This window comes from Aquirufa sp. (assembly GCF_044239315.1).
Classification (GTDB): domain Bacteria; phylum Bacteroidota; class Bacteroidia; order Cytophagales; family Spirosomataceae; genus Aquirufa.
This window is the reverse complement of sequence record NZ_JBIIBQ010000005.1, coordinates 87,430-104,886: the sequence shown is the minus strand read 5'-3', so window position 1 is coordinate 104,886 and position 17,457 is coordinate 87,430. Positions and strand designations below refer to the sequence as shown.

Sequence of the window (17,457 nt, the reverse complement as noted above, 5' to 3'; positions counted from 1 at the left end):
GGAATCGCCGGTGGCGATGGTATGGCGGGTTTTAGATTAGAGATAGTAGAGTAGAGATGTTAGTTTAAAGCATAGAGCACAAAGAATAAAGAATAAAGAATAGAGTTGGAATCGCCGGTGGCGATGGTATGCATATGCGGCCTTCGACCTATTTTTCCATCGTTAAGACGAAATTTATCTCTTATCTATTCTCTATTATCTCTTCTCTCTACTCTCTACTCTGTTTTGCGACTTCTTGCGACTTGTTTAACAGATTTTATTTGGCTCCGCCAAATAAAATCTGTTAAACACTTGACATCACCTAAAAAATAAGATACGTTTATATCGAATCTAAAACGTTCTTTTTTCTGTCAGCTTTGCTAAGATTCCCAAAGCGTGTTTCACCATTAAATTTTAAGCTTATGAAAGTGCAAGTTCACGCGATCCACTTTACTGCGGACCGCAAATTGGTAGAAAGCATTCAAGAAAAGTTAAATAAGTTAGATACCTTTTATGACCGAATAACCGGAGGTGAGGTGTTCCTGAAAGTGGCGACAAGCCTAGGAAAGGTAAAGGAGAAAATGTTAGAAATTAAGATTACGGTACCAGGAGCCGTACTATTTGTGAAAGAAACAGCAAAATCATTTGAAGAAGCGTTAGACTTAGCTTTGAATGCGATTGCAGAACAGATTAAACGATATAAATCAAAGACTACCGCCGTGAAGGCGCTTCGGGCCGAAGATCTGGCTAGCGAGGAATTTTAGAAAAAATTGAAACAAAAGAGGCGACCGAAGGTCGCCTCTTTTCATATCAGGGTAAAAGGAAATTAAATTCCGAAAGCAGACTTAACCGCATCGACGTAGTCTAATTTCTCCCAAGTGAATAATTCCACTTCTTTGCTTACTATTTGGCCGTTTGGACCAACAAATTCTTTTGTAACGATTTCGTTCTTACGTCCCATGTGCCCGTAAGCCGCTGTCTCAGAATAGATTGGGTTACGTAATTTCAAACGTTGCTCGATGAAGTAAGGACGCATATCGAAGATCGCTTCTACTTTGCGAGCGATTTCGCCATCTGTCATGTCTACTTTCGCTGTTCCATAAGTATCGATGAATAAACCGCAAGGTTTGGCTACACCGATCGCGTAAGAAACTTGAACTAATACTTGGTCACACAAACCTGCAGCGACTAAGTTTTTCGCGATATGACGCGTTGCATAGGCAGCTGAACGGTCTACTTTGGAAGGATCCTTACCAGAGAATGCCCCACCACCGTGAGCACCTTTTCCACCGTAAGTATCTACGATGATCTTGCGGCCAGTTAAACCTGTATCTCCGTGAGGACCACCGATTACGAATTTACCTGTTGGGTTAATGTGATAAGTGATCGCATCGTTGAATAAAGCTTGCAATTCAGGCTTTAATTTTGCCTTCACGCGAGGGATAACGATTTCAATGATGTCCTTGTTGATTTTTGCAAGCATTTCTGCTTCTGACGCGAAATCATCGTGTTGTGTCGAAACAACGATCGTATCGATACGTTGTGGCACGTGATTGTCGCTATATTCGATCGTTACCTGAGATTTTGCATCAGGACGAAGGTATCCAATTAACGAAGGCTCGTTATTGCGGATAGCTGAAAGTTCTTGTAAGATTTTGTGGGCTAAGTCTAAGGCCAAAGGCATGTAGTTGTCAGTCTCTTTGGTAGCGAAACCGAACATCATTCCTTGGTCACCTGCTCCTTGCTCTTCTGGATTCTTGCGATCAACTCCTTGGTTAATGTCTGCTGATTGCTCGTGAATCGCTGATAAAATACCGCAAGAGTTCGCCTCAAACATATATTCTGACTTCGTGTAACCAATCTTGCGAATTACCTCACGTGTAATGGCTTGCACGTCTAAATACGTTGTTGTGTTCACCTCACCGGCTAGAACTACTTGACCTGTGGTTACAAGTGTTTCGCAAGCTACTTTAGAAGTGGGGTCAAAGGCCATAAAATGGTCAATTAACGCATCAGAGATTTGATCAGCTACTTTATCTGGGTGTCCTTCAGAAACCGATTCAGAGGTGAATAGATAAGCCATGGGCGAATATTAGTTGTTTATTTAGATTAAAATCAGGGCAAAAATACGATTATTTCAAGGAACCCGCAAGTTCAAATCAGTTAATTATTGACCGGTAAATAGTTTTTAACGCGGCTCTTACGAAAGGAAAGGTAGGAACAGACCACATTAAACGTAGGTCTTCTTTCCAGTCGGTTTCTTCCTGTAAAAATTTGAGCAATAAAGCGGGCTTATTATTGTAAAAAAGGCTTTCAAAGACTTTGGAGCCGGCTATTTTTTGATCGATTAATACTTGCAAGAAGACTTCATCCAACCAAATTTTCCAAGGATTAACAGGAATTACTAGTGAAGTGGATGGACCTTTTTCAAGTCCAGCCACGAGGTCTTTACAGAATTTTTGAGTGCGGTAAAAACTGTAACCGGTTGTGGATTTTACGAAGCCACCTGAGGTGCCTATTTTTAGATGTTTTTGGTATAAATTCTCCGGTTTATTCGGATTGTTGCGCATAGGAATTACCCCGCTTTCCTCTTCTTTTAACAGGTAATCATCGTCTGTTAGCCCATAATAGGCGAATAAGTAGGATTTGATTTTGTCGCGGTAATAATCGGGTTCACGCAAGGTTGAAGAGAAAAAAGTGTATTCAAATAGGGCCTTGCGTGGACTAGTGGGCAAAACGTACATGAATTCACATTCATTCCCAAAAGCCACTCGGAAGTCGAATAAATGAGCAGCATCCGTTTCAAAGTTATTGAAATTACATTCGACTACCCAGCCTAAGAAGTGTTGCTTAAGGTGTTGAGGGTTGTTGTTTTCGCAGGGAAAAGGACTGAAACTATCGATGATTTTTTCAATGGCATAGTAGTCGCCCGCTGATGTTTGAACGCTAGAGCCTAAGCCTTGATATGTTATGGATTCGATTTCAGCCGCTAAGAAATGTATGTTTGGATATTTGCCAAGTTCCGCCTCAATGAATGTATACCAGGCATTCCCGTTTATTTTGCGATAGGAATAAGGTTCGATAGCAATTTTTAACGATGATGGTCTAGCACTATGAAAATAAAGGGAATCCCAGGATTTTTCAGCTAGAAAATCGAATTCGCCTGAATCGGAGTTCCAATAGCAAAAGGTTTGTTCGTTACGAATACCTCGATCGATAATCAAAACGCGTCGTGAACTGAGGTTACTTTGGCTTAAATAATACGCAAAAGATAAACCGGCCATTCCTCCTCCCGCCAGGATGAAATCGTATTCTCGATAGGCTGGAGCGGGTAATTGCATAAACTAGATGTGCTTTTCCGCGTGGTAACTTGAACGTACTAGGGCTCCGGATTCCACGTAGGCAAGTCCACGTTTCAATCCTTCCTCCTTGTACATTGCGAAGGTATCTGGGTGAATCCACTCAATCACTTCGTGGTGCATTTTAGTCGGTTGTAAATATTGCCCTAGGGTTAATACATCTAGGCCGTTCTCTACTAAATCATCCATCGCTTTTAGGACTTCGTCTTGTGTTTCACCAAGCCCCAGCATGATACCAGATTTATTGCGTTTTCCGAATTCTTTCGTCCGTTTAATTTGCTCTAAACTACGGGCATATTTCGCTTGTGGACGTACGTAACGATATAAACGTTCCACCGTTTCCATGTTGTGAGAAACGACTTCTTGACCGCCTTCAATCATACGGATCAGGGCATCCCAATTCGCTTTCACGTCTGGAATTAAGGTTTCAATGGTAGTGGAAGGGGTGGTTTCTTTGACCGCACGAACGGTTTGGTACCAAATTTCAGCCCCTTTATCTTTTAATTCGTCGCGGTTCACCGAGGTGATTACGGCGTGTTTAACTTGCATTAATTTGATTGCATCAGCCACGCGACGTGGTTCGTCTTCGTCATATTCGTTTGGACGGCCGGTTGCTACGGCGCAGAAAGTACAAGAACGGGTGCAGACATTACCTAAAATCATGAAAGTCGCAGTTCCTTCGCCCCAGCATTCACCCATATTGGGGCAATTACCGGATTGACAAATGGTATGCAATTTATACTCGTCTACGATTTTGCGGACGTTCGAATATTTCTCTCCGATAGGTAATTTAACACGCAACCAATCTGGTTTACGAGTATTAGCGGAAGGATTAACTTGAGGTAATTCAATCATTTTTTTTCTATTTACTTTTTCCAAAGAAAAAGGTCACGTAACCCGTCGTATAAACAGAGCGAGGGTTGGTTTGGTTTAAAATTTCAACAGGTTGACTGAAAAAATCAAGGATAAAACCCGTCTCGACTGCTAGATAATTTTGTTTTAAGGTTTCAAATTTAAACTCTAGAGCCGTTTTTACGTGCCATCCAGGTACTAATTTTGATTGAGAAAACCCTGAAAAAAAACTCCCCTCTCCATTAATGGAGGATTTGCTGTAAGTATTATTTAATGCTTCAGCCATTGGTACGCTGGTGGTTATATTTTTTCCAGCATCGGTATAAGATAAATCAACATAGTAGGGTTTTAATAGACCAAGTGTAGGTCCAGTGGAAATACGGCCACTCAAACTTGTTCCTCCCTCTTGAGCCTGATTTAAAAGTAAATAATGTTTACCATAACTCGTTCTAAGGTTGATTAGGTAATTCAATTTTCCCTCTACATAGGTTCTTCCATTAAATGAATAAGGGGAGTCGAATTCTTGGTAATCCTTGGTATTCGTTAGGTCTATATTTATAAAGGAGCGATTAGGTAGGTTTTTAACAAAACTAAATCCTCCCAAAAGGCCAGAATTGGTATTTGTATTAATACCAACTCCCCAAGAAGCGGAGTTCTTGATTTCTTTTTTCTGGGGTACGGATGATTTTCTTTGGCCCATTCCTAAAAAGGGCATTACTAAAATCATCCATAAGAAAAAAAATCTAGCCATGAAGGTAAGGTTTAATTTCGTCCACGGAAATATCCCAGTGCGTAGCAGAATAAGGGCAAGCTCCTTTATCAATTACTAGTACTTGAGGGGATTGATGCTCCACAGCGAATTGTTCAGCAATTTGGCCTGAAATAGGTCTATATGCGATTAAATCCAAATAATACGCTGGTGTATTTTCTGAATCCCAAGCTCTTTCAAAGCGATTTAATGCAGTAGAAGAGATCGAGCAACGGGTACTGTGTTTGAAAATAACTACCGGTTTTTCCTGAGAAGTTTCCACAATTTCAACTAATTGTTTCTCGTCTGTCAAGGGTATCCAATTCATAATCACCTGCCTTTTTCGTAATTTTATCAATTCAACTTCAAATTTAGTAAAAAATGAGGGTTTGCCTCTATTCTTTTATCTTGTTTTTATATCGAGTTCTTGTTCGATTGTTTGCTTTGTTTCAAAGTAAGGCTGCGTTAATGAATGAGGGTCAAAAACAGGTTTGGGTAGGTTTAGAGCGACACTTCAATTTGAATGATAAGCCGGTTGCCTGGTTTCATAGTGCATCGATGGGGGAATTTGAGCAAGGTAGACCCATCATCGAGGCGTTTAAAAAAGAAAATCCACAGTATTTTGTGTTGGTTACGTTTTTCTCGCCATCTGGTTATGAAGTACGTAAAAACTATACAGGAGCTGATTTCGTTAGTTATTTACCATTGGATGGCTATTTCAATAGTGAACGTTTTTTAAATTTAGTGAAGCCTGCTTTGGCGGTTTTTGTGAAGTATGAATTTTGGCATTATTATTTAACAGGTTTAAAAAAGCGAGCGGTTCCTACGATTTTAGTTTCTGCGATTTTTCGCCCTAATCAAGTCTTTTTTAAGTGGTATGGAGGATTTTATCGACGCTTATTGGATTGTTTTACGCATTTATTTGTTCAAGATCAGCCCTCTGCGGATTTGCTGAATCGGGAGAATGTAACGGTGGCGGGTGACACCCGTTTTGATCGCGTGCTGGATACCTTGCGAAATCCCGTTTCTTGGGATTTATTGACCCAATTTTTAGACAATACGGAATTTATGGTAGTCGGTTCTGCTTGGCAAGCCGATATGGATGTGTTAATTCCACTGATTAATTCAAAGAAATACCCTTTCAAATGGGTGATTGCACCGCATGAAATTCATGCGGAAGAGTTATTAGCTTGGGAAAAACAGATCGATTTGCCGGTTTCTTATTCCAAAGGTTCATTACGTGAAAATGCGGAAGTTCTTTTTGTCAATGAAGTAGGACGTCTGGCGAACCTATACCGGGGTGCCTCTTTTGCCTACATTGGTGGGGCCTTTGGCGATGGATTGCATAGTACCTTGGAGGCTGCGGTATTTGGGCCAACGGTCTTTTTTGGCAATAAAAATTACTTAAAATTCCGGGAGGCAAGAGAACTAATTGAATTAGGTCTGGCATTTCCAATTGCCAATACAGAAGAATTAAACCAGGCGATGCGCGTGATTTATGAAAATGACGAGGTGTTTGTTAACAAGCAAGTCCAATCTCGGGCATACGTACAATTACAAGTTGGAGCAACGGAGAGAATCATCGAATTTGTACGTAATTTAGCAAGCAATGGAAGGAGGTAAAGGCTTAATTATGCGTTCAACAGGATCTTGGTACGAAATTCGTTCTGAGTCAGGCAAGGTATATAAAGGCCGTTTGAAGGGTAAATTTAAGCTGAAAGGTCCCAAAACCTCTAACCCCGTTACCGTAGGTGATCGTGTCATTTATGCGGTTGAAGATGAGGCGAATGAAACGGTGGTTATTGAAGAAATTATTCCGCGTACGAATTACATTATTCGTAAATCTGTTCACAAAACAGGGCAGGGTCAGTTAATGGCCGCGAATGTGGATCAAGCGATCTTCGTGATGACCTTGAAATCTCCTAAAACATCTTTGGGTTTTTTAGACCGTTTTTTAGTTACTGCAGAGGCATTTCGAATCCCTGTGACCATCGTATTTAACAAGATGGATTTATTGAACGAAGAGGAAGAGGACCAAATCTTTGAGTACGCCGCGCTCTACCAAGAATTAGGTTACGGCATCTTGTTCACGTCAATTCCGCGTAGCCAAGGCGTGGATGAATTCAAGGCGATGTTTGCGGGAAAGGTGTCGCTATTAGCGGGTCATTCTGGCGTAGGAAAATCCAGTTTATTGAATTTAGTATCTCCACATTTGAATATAAAAGTGAAAGAGATTTCTGATTTTGCCCAAAAAGGGGTGCATACCACCACCTATTCCACCATGTGGGAATTAGGTCCTGAAACCTATTTGATTGACAGCCCTGGCATCAATGAATTAGGAGTCATGGAAATCGAAAAAGAAGAACTTTCTCATTATTTTCCGGAAATGCGTGCGCTGATTGGCGAATGCAAATTCAATAATTGCCTACATATTTCAGAACCGTCTTGTGCCGTTTTGAAAGCTTTTGAAGCTGGAGATATAGCACATAGCCGTTATTTGAGTTATTTGAGTATTTTTGAGAATAACGATAACCGTCGCTAAACCTATGGAAAAATCCTATTTGTGGGGCATTGATTTAGGAGGAACCAAAATCGAATGTGCCGTATTGTCTGCCCAAGATGTAACGAAAGTGATCGCCCGAGAACGTATCGATACAGAAGCTTCAAAAGGCTATGAGCACATCATTTCTCAAGTTGCTCTTTTAGCTTCACGCGTCTCAAAACAACTAGGAGTAACTCCTTCGCAAATTGGTTTCGCCACTCCTGGTGTTTTGAATCCAGCCACTCAAACAATGAAAAACTGCAATACGACCTCTATGAATGGTCGTCCAATGGCAGCCGATTTAGCAAAAGCTTTGGGTGTTGAAGTACGTTTAGCGAATGATGCAAACTGTTTTGCCTTGGCAGAAACCTTGATGGGTGCTGTGCAGGATATTAATCCAAAGGCTGAAGTAGTTTTTGGAATCATCATGGGTACTGGTGTAGGTGGTGGTTTAGTCGTCCACGGACAAGTAATTAATGGCTTACATGGAATTGGCGGCGAATGGGGGCATAATATTTTAGAGGAGGGCGGAAAGCCGTGTTATTGCGGTAAATCCGGTTGCGTAGAACATGTGATTTCGGGGCCCGCCTTGGAGGAATTCTATTTTTCTGTATCAGGCCAAAAACTCCGCATGCCGCAAATCTTACAGGCTCACCTTGATGGAACAGATGTCCATGCATCCGCAACTATAGATCGAATGTTAGAAAATTTCGGCCGCGCCGTTTCTACATTAATTAACGTACTAGACCCTCAGGTTATCGTCATTGGTGGTGGAGTGGGCAATATAGATTTGCTTTACACCGAAGGAATCGAACGAATCAAGAAATACATTTTTAATTCAGGGGAGGTGTTGACTCCGATAGTGAAGCCTAAATTGGGGGATTCGGCTGGGGTTTTTGGTGCTGCATTGTTGTTTCATTAAGATCTGTTTAGCAAAGCCATTTCAAAATTGGGCTGCGCCATAATTTCTAAAATCCCTCAACTAAAACAGCCTTCAGCTAAAAATTCGCTTGCTCTCAACTAAGAATCTAGGAGAATAGCTTTTGATTTTTATCATTTGAAAATTATGGCGCAGCCCAATTTTGAATGAAAAAATCGAAAGGTATTATTTCTAAAATCCTTCAACTAAAACAGCCTTCAGCTAAAAATTCGCTTGCTCTCAACTAAGAATCTAGGAGAATAGCTTTTGATTTTTATCATTTGAAAATCATTGCGGAGCACGATTTTGAATGAAAAAATCAAAAACTATACTTTTAAGAAGATTTTCTTCTTCCAAAACACCCAACACACCCCCCAGCACACCAACACAAAGGTTATCGCATACGCGAGCGAGCCGTTGTATTTACCAAAGATTGGTTCAAAAATATGCCAATAAAGCCAGTCACTGCCGGATTGTCCCTGGATTTGGTATTTACCTAATTGGATCGCGATGATTTCTGAAATACCGTAAGCGAGAATCGAATTAGTTCCTAACACTAGAAAGAAGGTATTCCCGAAATGACGTTCTTTTGTTTCAATCCACCAGTTTAATAAGCCGATTAGGATGAAGTCGATTCCAGCACAAAGCAGCACGAACGAACTGGTCCACAATTTTTTATTCACCGGAAAAGCTTGATCCCAGATGAGTGCAATGATGATAAATGCACTTCCCCAGCCTAAAAGACCGAGCAAGGCGGACTTATTTTCTTTGGCCTGATTCTCTAAATATAGACTGACTTGATAGCCGAAAAGACAAGTGGAAATTGCTGGAAGTGTGCTCAGGAAACCTTCTGGGTCGAACGCGATTCGAACTCCATTCACTACATTTCCATGGTATAAGTGTGATTCACCGAACAAAAATAGGTCTAATTTTCTGACCGCATTATGACTAATATCCATCCATAAACCGGCATCGCCAAAGGCATACATAATCCCCCAGAATGACAACAAAATGCCTGCATTAATCCAAGTAAGCCATTTTGCAGGAGTCTGCAAGGTAATGAAAGCGACGACACAATAGGATAGTGCGATTCTAGGTAATACGTTCAGAAAACGTAGATTTTCGAAGGAAAAATCAGTAAATGGGAAGTAAAAAACGAAGTAATTGATCAGAAATAAATACACGGTACGCTTCAAGATTTTGTTGCGTACGGATGGAGTTAATTCATAATTAAATGCCTTAAAAGAGAAGCGCATCGCTACTCCCACCATGAATAAGAAACTCGGGAAAACGAGGTCTGTGGGTGTAAATCCATTCCAAGTGGCATGTAGTAAGGGCCCATAAGTGAAATCGCCATTTCCATTATTATTGACTAGAATCATCCCCGCTAGGGTTATTCCTCTTAAGATATCAAGTGATAAAAAACGTGTTTTCATTGAAATAGGACAGGATAGGTTTGAGTAGTTGATTCTGTGGTAAATCTAAAATAATATTTCCCAGAAACGAAGGGTCCAAGGTAAATTGTTGATTCCGATTGTTCCAATCGAAAGGTGTGAACGGTCAGACCGGAACTATTCATCATTTCTACCGTCGCAGAATGATACGGCATTTTTATTTGAATAGGAGTTCCAGGACTAATGGGATTTGGAAAAATGATGATCGATTTTAAACTTGTTTCATTCCCTAAAATAAGCTCCATGACTGAGCTCGCTTTGTTATAATTAGGTAGGCCAAAACCGCGTAGCATATCTGGTGCTTCAAATTGATTTCCTGATTTTAGAATAGCTTGCCTAATTTGTTGAGCGCTATGTCTTGGATAAGTTTGAATGAGTCCTGCGGCAAGCCCAGCGATGAGCGGAGCTGAAAAAGAGGTTCCATTGGAAATACCCACCGAGCTATCGACATAGCCTACCACGGTAGAAGAGCCCATAGCGACCACGTCTGGTTTTACTCGACGATCAAAACTAGGTCCTAGAGAGCTAAAAGAGGATAAAGTACCTAGGGCATTGACTGATCCGACTGTCAAAATGGAATCTGCATCAGCTGGAGCTGTTATGTATTTCCAGCTATTGGCGCCTTCATTCCCCGCACTAATTGTACAAAGAATTCCTTTGCTAGCGGCCCAAGCGGCGGCCTTAGAAACGAGCGTCGATTTGCCATTCATGTCCGAATAAGTATGATTATGCAAGGGGTTATCAAAGGTTGAATAGCCCAAAGAAGATGATATAATATCAGTCCCCAAGCTATCTGCCCATTCCGCTCCTCGAAGCCAATTAGCCTCTTCCACGATTAATTCGTGCCTGTTTTCTTCTGTTTGGGCTAATGCGAAAGATGCATTGAAGGCCGTTCCGATAAGTTGACCTGGTGCATTTGCCGCGATAGTTGATAATACGTTTGTCCCGTGTCCACCGGTAGAATAAATAGATGAAACGCTGGGGTCTGTCTTTAAAGTCGCTAGTACTCTTTTTTCCGAAAACAGGCTTTGTAAGTAGGAGACAGTATTGGCATTTTTAAAGCCATCATCTAATAAAGTGATCAGGGTTCCTGTGCCATCTATACCTTTTGAATGCATCTGATCGATGCCTAGTTGGATTATTTGGTTACTCGAATTGCCGTAATTGGGATTAGCGTTTGTAGCTAGGATACCGGATTGAATTTGATAGGCTTGACTGGAATCAGCGGGGAAATTCCAATAAAGTCCTTTGACGCAGCTTAATGCTAAGACTTTTTTGAGCTCATTTGGTTTTTGGGAGATGAGAGCTCCGTTAATCCATTTTAGGGGAAAGAGGATGGTAGCACCTGTAGCTTTTACTTGGTTTAAGTAATTAGTGCTAACGGGTAGATCATGTTCAATGATGGGAACGCGGTTTTTTCTACGTCTTTCCAGGCTTTTGGAACTTAAAAAAGCTTCGGGATTGTTAACCGAATACGAGTTTGAAGACTTGTCTTTGAATAGGATTAAGTAGCGGTAGGTTTGCGCCTGAGTTGCACTGGACGTAAAAAGCAAGACAAATAAGATAAACCGCTGAAACATAAAGCAAATTAAGAATTTTACGCTAATTTCGAAGGATGAAAATAGTTGCCAAATCTTTCACGTCCCTCTTTCTCGCAGCCTGGATACTGGCAGGAAGTTTAGGGATTTCCTGGACGGAGGCAACATGTGTTTACACAGGGGCGAAAAAGATCTCTGTTTCTGAGGCGAATTCTTGCTGTAAAAAGTCAACTCAAGCTCAGCTTTCAAGAGCACAATGCTGCTTTTTGGACAAATACCAGGTCAAGTTTAACTTCGATTTAACGAAGGGAAATACGGCTCTTCAGTGGGTATTTACACCTGCCTCAACTGCCGTTTCTTATCCATCGGTCGAAGTAGTTTATCAGGAACTTGATTCCTTTACTTCTTTCCATGCGAATGCACCGCCGCTACCTCAGCAGGTTCGATTAGCGCAATTACAAGCGTATTTGATTTGATGAACTAGGGTTTCCTATTTTATTCATTTAAATCAAATCACCATGTATAAATTACTTTTTTTACTGAGTTTTTCAACGCTTTTGCAGGCTCAAAAAGTTGTACGCAAAGACAGCATCGAGCGCGATACGGAATTAAAAGAATTTCGGGTCATCGCAAATCCGGGCCAAAAAGACGATCAGGCTATTTTAGCCACTGAAGTCATGACCATCAAAACCTTAGGTAAAGCAGCTTGCTGCAATTTATCTGAAAGTTTTGAGACCAATGCTTCCGTTTCTGTCAGTTATGCGGATGCGGTGACTGGTTCAAAGCAGATTCAATTATTAGGCTTGGCTGGGAATTACGTGCAAACGAATGTGGAGAATATCCCGTCGATTAGAGGGTTGAAATCCACTTTTGGCCTCAATTATTTACCAGGAACCTGGATAAAGTCCATTGACCTCGCGAAAGGGACCATCTCAGTCGTCAATGGTTATGAATCGATGGCGGGTGCCATTAATGTCGAGCTAGCCAAACCCGACACCTCCGAAGTCTATTATTTAAACACCTATACAAACTCCCAAGGTCGATTTGAAATCAATCAACAGGGAGCACACCGATTTAATTCCCGATTGTCAACGGGCGTATTTACCCATTATTCACAGCAGGTATCCCGTTTAGATGGGAATAAGGATGGATTTCTAGATTTACCTTTATTTAATTTAGTGAATGTATTAAATCGCTGGAAATACGCGACAGATCGCTGGATGATTCAATGGGGGGCTAACTACTTGATGGAGGATCGTTTAGGGGGTCAAAAGGGCATCGAATCAAATTCTGATCGGTATAAAATCTACGGATTTGGTAGCAAGACGGAGCGTTTGGAGACCTTTGCTAAAATTGCACGATTGTATCCTCAGAAGCCTTATCAGGGTTTAGCGCTTATTTTGAGCACGGCTAATCACGTGAATGACTCTTATTTTTCAGTCAAAAAATACCAAGGCCGCGAGCAGAGTATCTATGGTAATTTGATCTTTCAATCCATCATCGATAATACGAATCATACGATTAAGACCGGGGCTAGCTTTTTACTCGATTCCTACCAGGAGTCTTACCTCGATTCGGCCTATGCTCGAACGGAGATAGTGCCTGGTATTTATGGAGAATATACCTGGACGATTCCGAATAAATTAACGATGGTTTTAGGCCAAAGAGTCGACTTTCACAACCAATTAGGCACCCAATGGGTACCACGCTTGCATGTAAAGTGGGATGCAGCACCGGATTGGATTGTACGATTGTCCGCCGGAAAGGGGTGGAGACGAGTGAATCCTTTGGCAGAAAATATGGGTTTTCTAATTAATAATCGTGCCTTAACGTTAATTGGGGATTTAAATCCGCTGGAGGTTTCCTGGAATTATGGAATCACGCTGACGAAAAATATGAACATAGGATCTCGCAAGGCTAATCTAGTGCTAGATGCTTTTCAAACCGACTTTACCCAGCAGTGGATGGTCGATATGGAGGCAGGAAGCAAGCTAAGGATGTATTCAATGCCTGGAGTATCCTATTCCACCAGTATTCAGGGGGAGTTTAATTACAGCCCATTCAAACGATTTGAAATGAAGGTTGCCTACCGTTACCAAGATGTGCAGGCAGATTACATACATAATGGTGGCGATTTAATTCGTCTTTCAAAACCCTTCCTTAACAAGGATCGCGTTTTAGTTAATTTAGCTTATTCGACTCCCTATGAAATTTGGAAATATGATTTAACCTGGCAGTGGAATGGTTCTCGCAGGATACCTGACCATAAATTATCCCATTTGCACACGGGCCCTATTCAGGAAGTAATGGCACCTCCGTTTTCCACTGTTTACGGTCAAGTTACGCGTCAATTTAAAAAGTGGGAATTGTATGTCGGAGTAGAAAATCTTTTTAATTTTACCCAAAAGAACCCTATATACGTTGCTAAAGATCCATTTGCTTTGGGTTTCGATGCTTCAATGGTTTGGGGGCCGATTGTAGGCACCATGGTTTACACAGGAATACGTTATAAAATCAATTAATATGAAAAAGTACATCTTAGTTTCAACCCTTGTGATGGGAATGTTTGGGGCCTTTGCATCCACTCAGGCAGATCAAAAAGCTGCTAAAGTAAGTAAGAAAGAAGAATATGCGTGTCCAATGAAATGCGAAGGCAAAAAGACTTATTCAAAGAAAGGTAAGTGCCCAGCGTGTACGATGGATCTAAAAGTAGTTAAAAAATAAACCCATGGAAAAAATCTTATTTTTATTAATGATGCCTCTTCTAGTGCTCGCAGGCCCTAAAGAGACCGTGAAAATCAAAACCTCTGCCATTTGCGAAATGTGCAAGGAGCGTATCGAAAAGAACTTAGCTCTAACGAAAGGCGTGGCTAAGTCCGATTTGAATTTAGATGATAAAGTTATTACTGTGGAGTTTGATGCAGCAAAAATCGATGCAGCTGGAATTCGCAAAGCTATCTCGGAGACGGGATACGATGCGGACGATGTGAAGGCGATCGCTAAAGACTATGCGAAATTGCCGAATTGCTGTAAAAAGAAAGATTAATTTAAATGGTGAATGTTAAGTGGTGAATGGTAAATGAGGTTCGGAGTAAATTTTCATTCACCATTTACCATTTATCATTTACCATTAGCTCTTCATACTCAGCGCAATCCTTTTCCTTACCTCATCCACCTCCGTTACTCGAACCTGCACTTTCTGTGCCACCTTCACTACTTCGTTCGGGTCTCTTACAAACTTATCGGCTAATTGACTGACGTGCACTAATCCATCTTGGTGAACTCCGATGTCTACGAAAGCGCCAAAATTCGTAATATTCGTCACAATTCCTGGAAGAATCATTCCCACACGTAAGTCCTTGATTTCGTTAACTCCCTCCGTGAATTCAAACGCCTCGAATTGCTCGCGAGGATCGCGTCCTGGTTTTGCTAATTCCTCCATGATATCCGTTAAAGTCGGTATTCCTACTTCCGCATTTACGTATTGATTCAAGCGGATTTGCTTGCGTAAGGATTCGTTCGATAAGAGGTCGGCTACTTTGCAATTCAAGTCTTTGGCCATCTTTTCCACGATTTCGTAGCGTTCGGGGTGAACAGCGCTGGCATCTAAAGGGTTCTTTGCATTGCGAATACGCAAGAAGGCAGCTGCTTGTTCGAAGGCCTTTTCGCCTAAACGAGTGACCTTTTTTAGATCAGATCGCTTGATGAAAGGTCCGTTTTTAGTGCGGTAGTCGATGATATTTTGGGCTAATTGTGGTCCTAGGCCAGAGACGTAGGATAGAATTTGCTTGGACGCCGTGTTCAATTCAACGCCTACCGAGTTTACGCAGGATATGACGGTGTCGTCGAGGGAGGCTTGGAGTTTCTTTTGGTCTACATCATGCTGGTATTGTCCCACGCCTATGGACTTAGGGTCGATCTTAACGAGTTCTGCCAAAGGATCCATCAAGCGTCTACCGATGGAAACCGCTCCACGAACGGTCAAATCCTTGTCTGGAAACTCTTCCCGTGCCGCCTCAGAAGCAGAGTAGATGGACGCACCGCTTTCGTTGACCATAATAATCGTGATGCCCTCGAGCTTTAATGAGCGCACAAAAGATTCCGTTTCGCGACCTGCCGTTCCGTTTCCAATGGCGATGGCTTGCACTTTGTATTTCTTCACCCAGTCTTGGATGGTGTGAGCAGCCTCAGCGGCTTGACCCGGTCCCGTATGAGGATAGACTGCCGTATTCGCTAATAAGGTGCCTTGTTCGTCTAAGCAAACGACTTTGCAACCGGTTCTAAAGCCGGGGTCGAGGGCTAAGACGCGTTTTTGGCCTAAAGGTGCCGCTAATAACAGTTGTCTGATATTTTCTGCGAATACGCGAATCGCTTCTTCATCGGCGCGTTTCTTTGCTTCCGCCCGCATCTCCGTTTCCATCGCTGGCATCAGTAAGCGCTTGTAGCCATCTTGGATGGCCAAACCCACTTGTTTCGCGCAGGCATTATTCCCTGTGATGAATCGGCGTTCTAATTTGTTTAGGACCTCTTCATCTGGACCCGTTAGATTTAGGTTTAAAATACCCTCGTTTTCGCCTCTAAATAAGGCTAAAACGCGATGGGAGGGTGCCTGAGCTAACGATTCAGACCAGTCGAAGTAATCTTTGTATTTGATTCCTGCTTCTTGCTTGCCTTTCGCGACAGCCGATTTTACCGTCGTCTTGCGCGTGAACAAGTTTCTCGCTTCCTCTCTTGCTTCAGCCGTCTCCATCATTTCTTCTGCTAAAATATCTCTAGCGCCAGCTAGTGCTTCCTCTACATTTTCTAAGTATTCAGCTGCTAGTGATTCTGGGTCTTTCAGGCCTTGCAATCGAATCTGATTTGCGAGCTCTTGTAAGCCTTTCTCGCGGGCCGCCATCGCGCGTGTTTTGCGTTTCGGTTTGTAGGGAAGGTAGATGTCTTCTAATTTGGCCAAAGTCTCTGCCCCTCTAACCGCCTTCTCTAATTCGGGCGTTAGTTTCTCCAGCTCCTTAAGCGACTTCAAGATCGCCTCGCGACGCTTCTCTAATTCCACATACTGATCGCGTAAGTCTCGAATCGCCGCCACCTGCACCTCATCTAAACTGCCCGTCGCTTCCTTTCGGTAACGGGAAATAAAGGGAATCGTGGCGCCTTCGTCTAATAGGGCGATGGTTTTCCGAACTTGATTTTCGGAGATGGAAAGGGAGTGGGATATGCGTGAGATCATCTATAGAGATGGTAAATGGTGAGTGGTAAATGGTAAATGGGGTTTGGTGTAAATTTTCATTTACCATTCACCATTTACCATTCATCATTTGTTTTAGTTTTCCGGAAACGCCTCGTGGAAATACCCCGCGAACTTCCAGATTTCCTGGATTTCAGAGCCCAAGATCGGATAAGGATCGTAGGTCTTGTTCGTCGAGTTCAAGATTAAAACTTTGCGTTCTGCGAGGTGATTGATGACTTGCTTTAATACGACGCCATCCTCGCGGGTCACGACGATGCAAATCGTTCCGTCCTTTATTTGAGTCCAGTCTTCCACGTATTCCGCGAACACGAGTGAGCCGGGTTGTAGGGGTAACATGGATTCGCCTTTGATGGGGAAAACGCGGTATTTTTTGTCCTTCGGCAGGAATGGAACCTGGAAGGTGGGTAATTCTTGGATGAAACCGATGTCGTCATAAGAGGCGGTGTATCCTGCCAAAGCCTTCACGGGTACCATCTCGATATTCTCTTCGTTGTTCTGATCGACGGTCGTGGCTAAGATTCGTAGCTTAGGTTTGTTGGATAGTCCGGGGATTCTCGTAGACAAATCCTCCTTCAATAATTCATCTACCTCGACATTGAAAAACTCCGCTAGGGAGATCAAATCCGCATATTTAGGCTCCGCTCTCCCAGACTCATAGGAGCCCAAGGTCGGCTTCTTAATATTCAGTAATTCGGCCAGTTTTTCCTGCGATGTTTTCTCGGACATCTTGCTGCGTAAAAAACGTAAATTCTGACTAAAAAAAGTGCTCATTGGATTTGCTTATTAATATAAAATGAATAAAATTCGTATCTAAAATT

Annotated in this window: 17 protein-coding genes; 8 read left to right on the top strand and 9 right to left on the bottom strand. The window is 42.1% G+C overall.

Annotated elements, in window-relative coordinates; translation table 11 throughout:
- The first annotated feature begins 401 nt into the window (after positions 1-401).
- Positions 402-743: an HPF/RaiA family ribosome-associated protein gene (locus ACILP5_RS03050; protein ID WP_395617183.1), complete on the top strand. Its 342-nt coding sequence runs from the start codon at positions 402-404 to the stop codon at positions 741-743.
- Positions 744-805: 62 nt separating this feature from the next.
- Here the strand turns inward: ACILP5_RS03050 and metK are convergent, their stop codons facing one another.
- The 5 genes from metK to ytxJ form a co-directional block, all read right to left on the bottom strand.
- On the bottom strand, positions 806-2,062 hold the full coding sequence (gene metK, locus ACILP5_RS03045) for a methionine adenosyltransferase (RefSeq protein ID WP_395617182.1): 1,257 nt from the start codon (positions 2,060-2,062) through the stop codon (positions 806-808).
- A gap of 76 nt (positions 2,063-2,138) precedes the next feature.
- Positions 2,139-3,320, bottom strand: coding sequence for a lycopene cyclase family protein (locus ACILP5_RS03040; protein WP_395617181.1), 1,182 nt, complete (start codon positions 3,318-3,320; stop codon positions 2,139-2,141).
- A 3-nt stretch (positions 3,321-3,323) separates the two neighbouring features.
- Positions 3,324-4,193 (bottom strand): lipoyl synthase, encoded by an 870-nt coding sequence (gene lipA / locus ACILP5_RS03035; RefSeq protein WP_395617180.1) that lies wholly within the window; start codon positions 4,191-4,193, stop codon positions 3,324-3,326.
- 7 nt (positions 4,194-4,200) lie between these two features.
- Complete coding sequence (locus ACILP5_RS03030) at positions 4,201-4,941, bottom strand: hypothetical protein (RefSeq protein WP_395617179.1); 741 nt, start codon at positions 4,939-4,941, stop codon at positions 4,201-4,203.
- Positions 4,934-5,266: a bacillithiol system redox-active protein YtxJ gene (gene ytxJ, locus ACILP5_RS03025; RefSeq protein ID WP_395617178.1), complete on the bottom strand. Its 333-nt coding sequence runs from the start codon at positions 5,264-5,266 to the stop codon at positions 4,934-4,936. The genes ACILP5_RS03030 and ytxJ overlap by 8 nt, the downstream gene beginning before the upstream one ends.
- 53 nt (positions 5,267-5,319) lie before the next feature.
- Here ytxJ and ACILP5_RS03020 point away from each other — a divergent pair, with 53 nt between their 5' ends.
- The 3 genes from ACILP5_RS03020 to ACILP5_RS03010 are packed head-to-tail and all read left to right on the top strand — an operon-like array spanning position 5,320 to position 8,402.
- Complete coding sequence (locus tag ACILP5_RS03020; RefSeq protein ID WP_395617177.1) at positions 5,320-6,561, top strand: 3-deoxy-D-manno-octulosonic acid transferase; 1,242 nt, start codon at positions 5,320-5,322, stop codon at positions 6,559-6,561.
- Complete coding sequence (rsgA, locus tag ACILP5_RS03015) at positions 6,548-7,480, top strand: ribosome small subunit-dependent GTPase A (RefSeq protein WP_395617176.1); 933 nt, start codon at positions 6,548-6,550, stop codon at positions 7,478-7,480. Before ACILP5_RS03020 ends, rsgA begins: the two co-directional genes overlap by 14 nt.
- 4 nt (positions 7,481-7,484) lie before the next feature.
- On the top strand, positions 7,485-8,402 hold the full coding sequence (locus ACILP5_RS03010; protein WP_395617175.1) for an ROK family protein: 918 nt from the start codon (positions 7,485-7,487) through the stop codon (positions 8,400-8,402).
- 323 nt (positions 8,403-8,725) lie between these two features.
- Here the strand turns inward: ACILP5_RS03010 and ACILP5_RS03005 are convergent, their stop codons facing one another.
- A complete protein-coding gene (locus ACILP5_RS03005) occupies positions 8,726-9,835 on the bottom strand; it encodes an acyltransferase family protein (protein ID WP_395617174.1) in 1,110 nt (369 codons plus the stop codon).
- The gene (locus tag ACILP5_RS03000) at positions 9,832-11,433 is read right to left on the bottom strand and encodes a S8 family peptidase (RefSeq protein ID WP_395617173.1); all 1,602 of its coding nucleotides are present in this window, start codon (positions 11,431-11,433) and stop codon (positions 9,832-9,834) included. The genes ACILP5_RS03005 and ACILP5_RS03000 overlap by 4 nt, the downstream gene beginning before the upstream one ends.
- 35 nt (positions 11,434-11,468) lie before the next feature.
- Here ACILP5_RS03000 and ACILP5_RS02995 point away from each other — a divergent pair, with 35 nt between their 5' ends.
- The 4 genes from ACILP5_RS02995 to ACILP5_RS02980 are packed head-to-tail and all read left to right on the top strand — an operon-like array spanning position 11,469 to position 14,437.
- Positions 11,469-11,867 carry a hypothetical protein gene (locus ACILP5_RS02995; protein WP_395617172.1) on the top strand — a complete coding sequence of 133 codons (399 nt, stop codon included), beginning with the start codon at positions 11,469-11,471 and terminating at the stop codon, positions 11,865-11,867.
- Positions 11,868-11,909: 42 nt separating this feature from the next.
- On the top strand, positions 11,910-13,913 hold the full coding sequence (locus ACILP5_RS02990) for a TonB-dependent receptor plug domain-containing protein (RefSeq protein ID WP_395617171.1): 2,004 nt from the start codon (positions 11,910-11,912) through the stop codon (positions 13,911-13,913).
- A gap of 1 nt (position 13,914) precedes the next feature.
- The gene (locus tag ACILP5_RS02985; RefSeq protein ID WP_395617170.1) at positions 13,915-14,115 is read left to right on the top strand and encodes a heavy metal-binding domain-containing protein; all 201 of its coding nucleotides are present in this window, start codon (positions 13,915-13,917) and stop codon (positions 14,113-14,115) included.
- Positions 14,116-14,119: 4 nt separating this feature from the next.
- Entirely contained in the window at positions 14,120-14,437 is a 318-nt protein-coding gene (locus tag ACILP5_RS02980) for a heavy-metal-associated domain-containing protein (RefSeq protein WP_395617169.1), read from the top strand.
- An 84-nt stretch (positions 14,438-14,521) separates the two neighbouring features.
- Here the strand turns inward: ACILP5_RS02980 and ACILP5_RS02975 are convergent, their stop codons facing one another.
- Together ACILP5_RS02975 and ACILP5_RS02970 are read right to left on the bottom strand one after the other, a co-directional pair.
- Entirely contained in the window at positions 14,522-16,618 is a 2,097-nt protein-coding gene (locus ACILP5_RS02975) for a Tex family protein (protein ID WP_395617168.1), read from the bottom strand.
- Positions 16,619-16,711: 93 nt separating this feature from the next.
- Positions 16,712-17,410, bottom strand: a complete 699-nt coding sequence (locus ACILP5_RS02970) for an XRE family transcriptional regulator (RefSeq protein WP_395617167.1) — start codon at positions 17,408-17,410, stop codon at positions 16,712-16,714.
- Positions 17,411-17,457 lie beyond the last annotated feature (47 nt).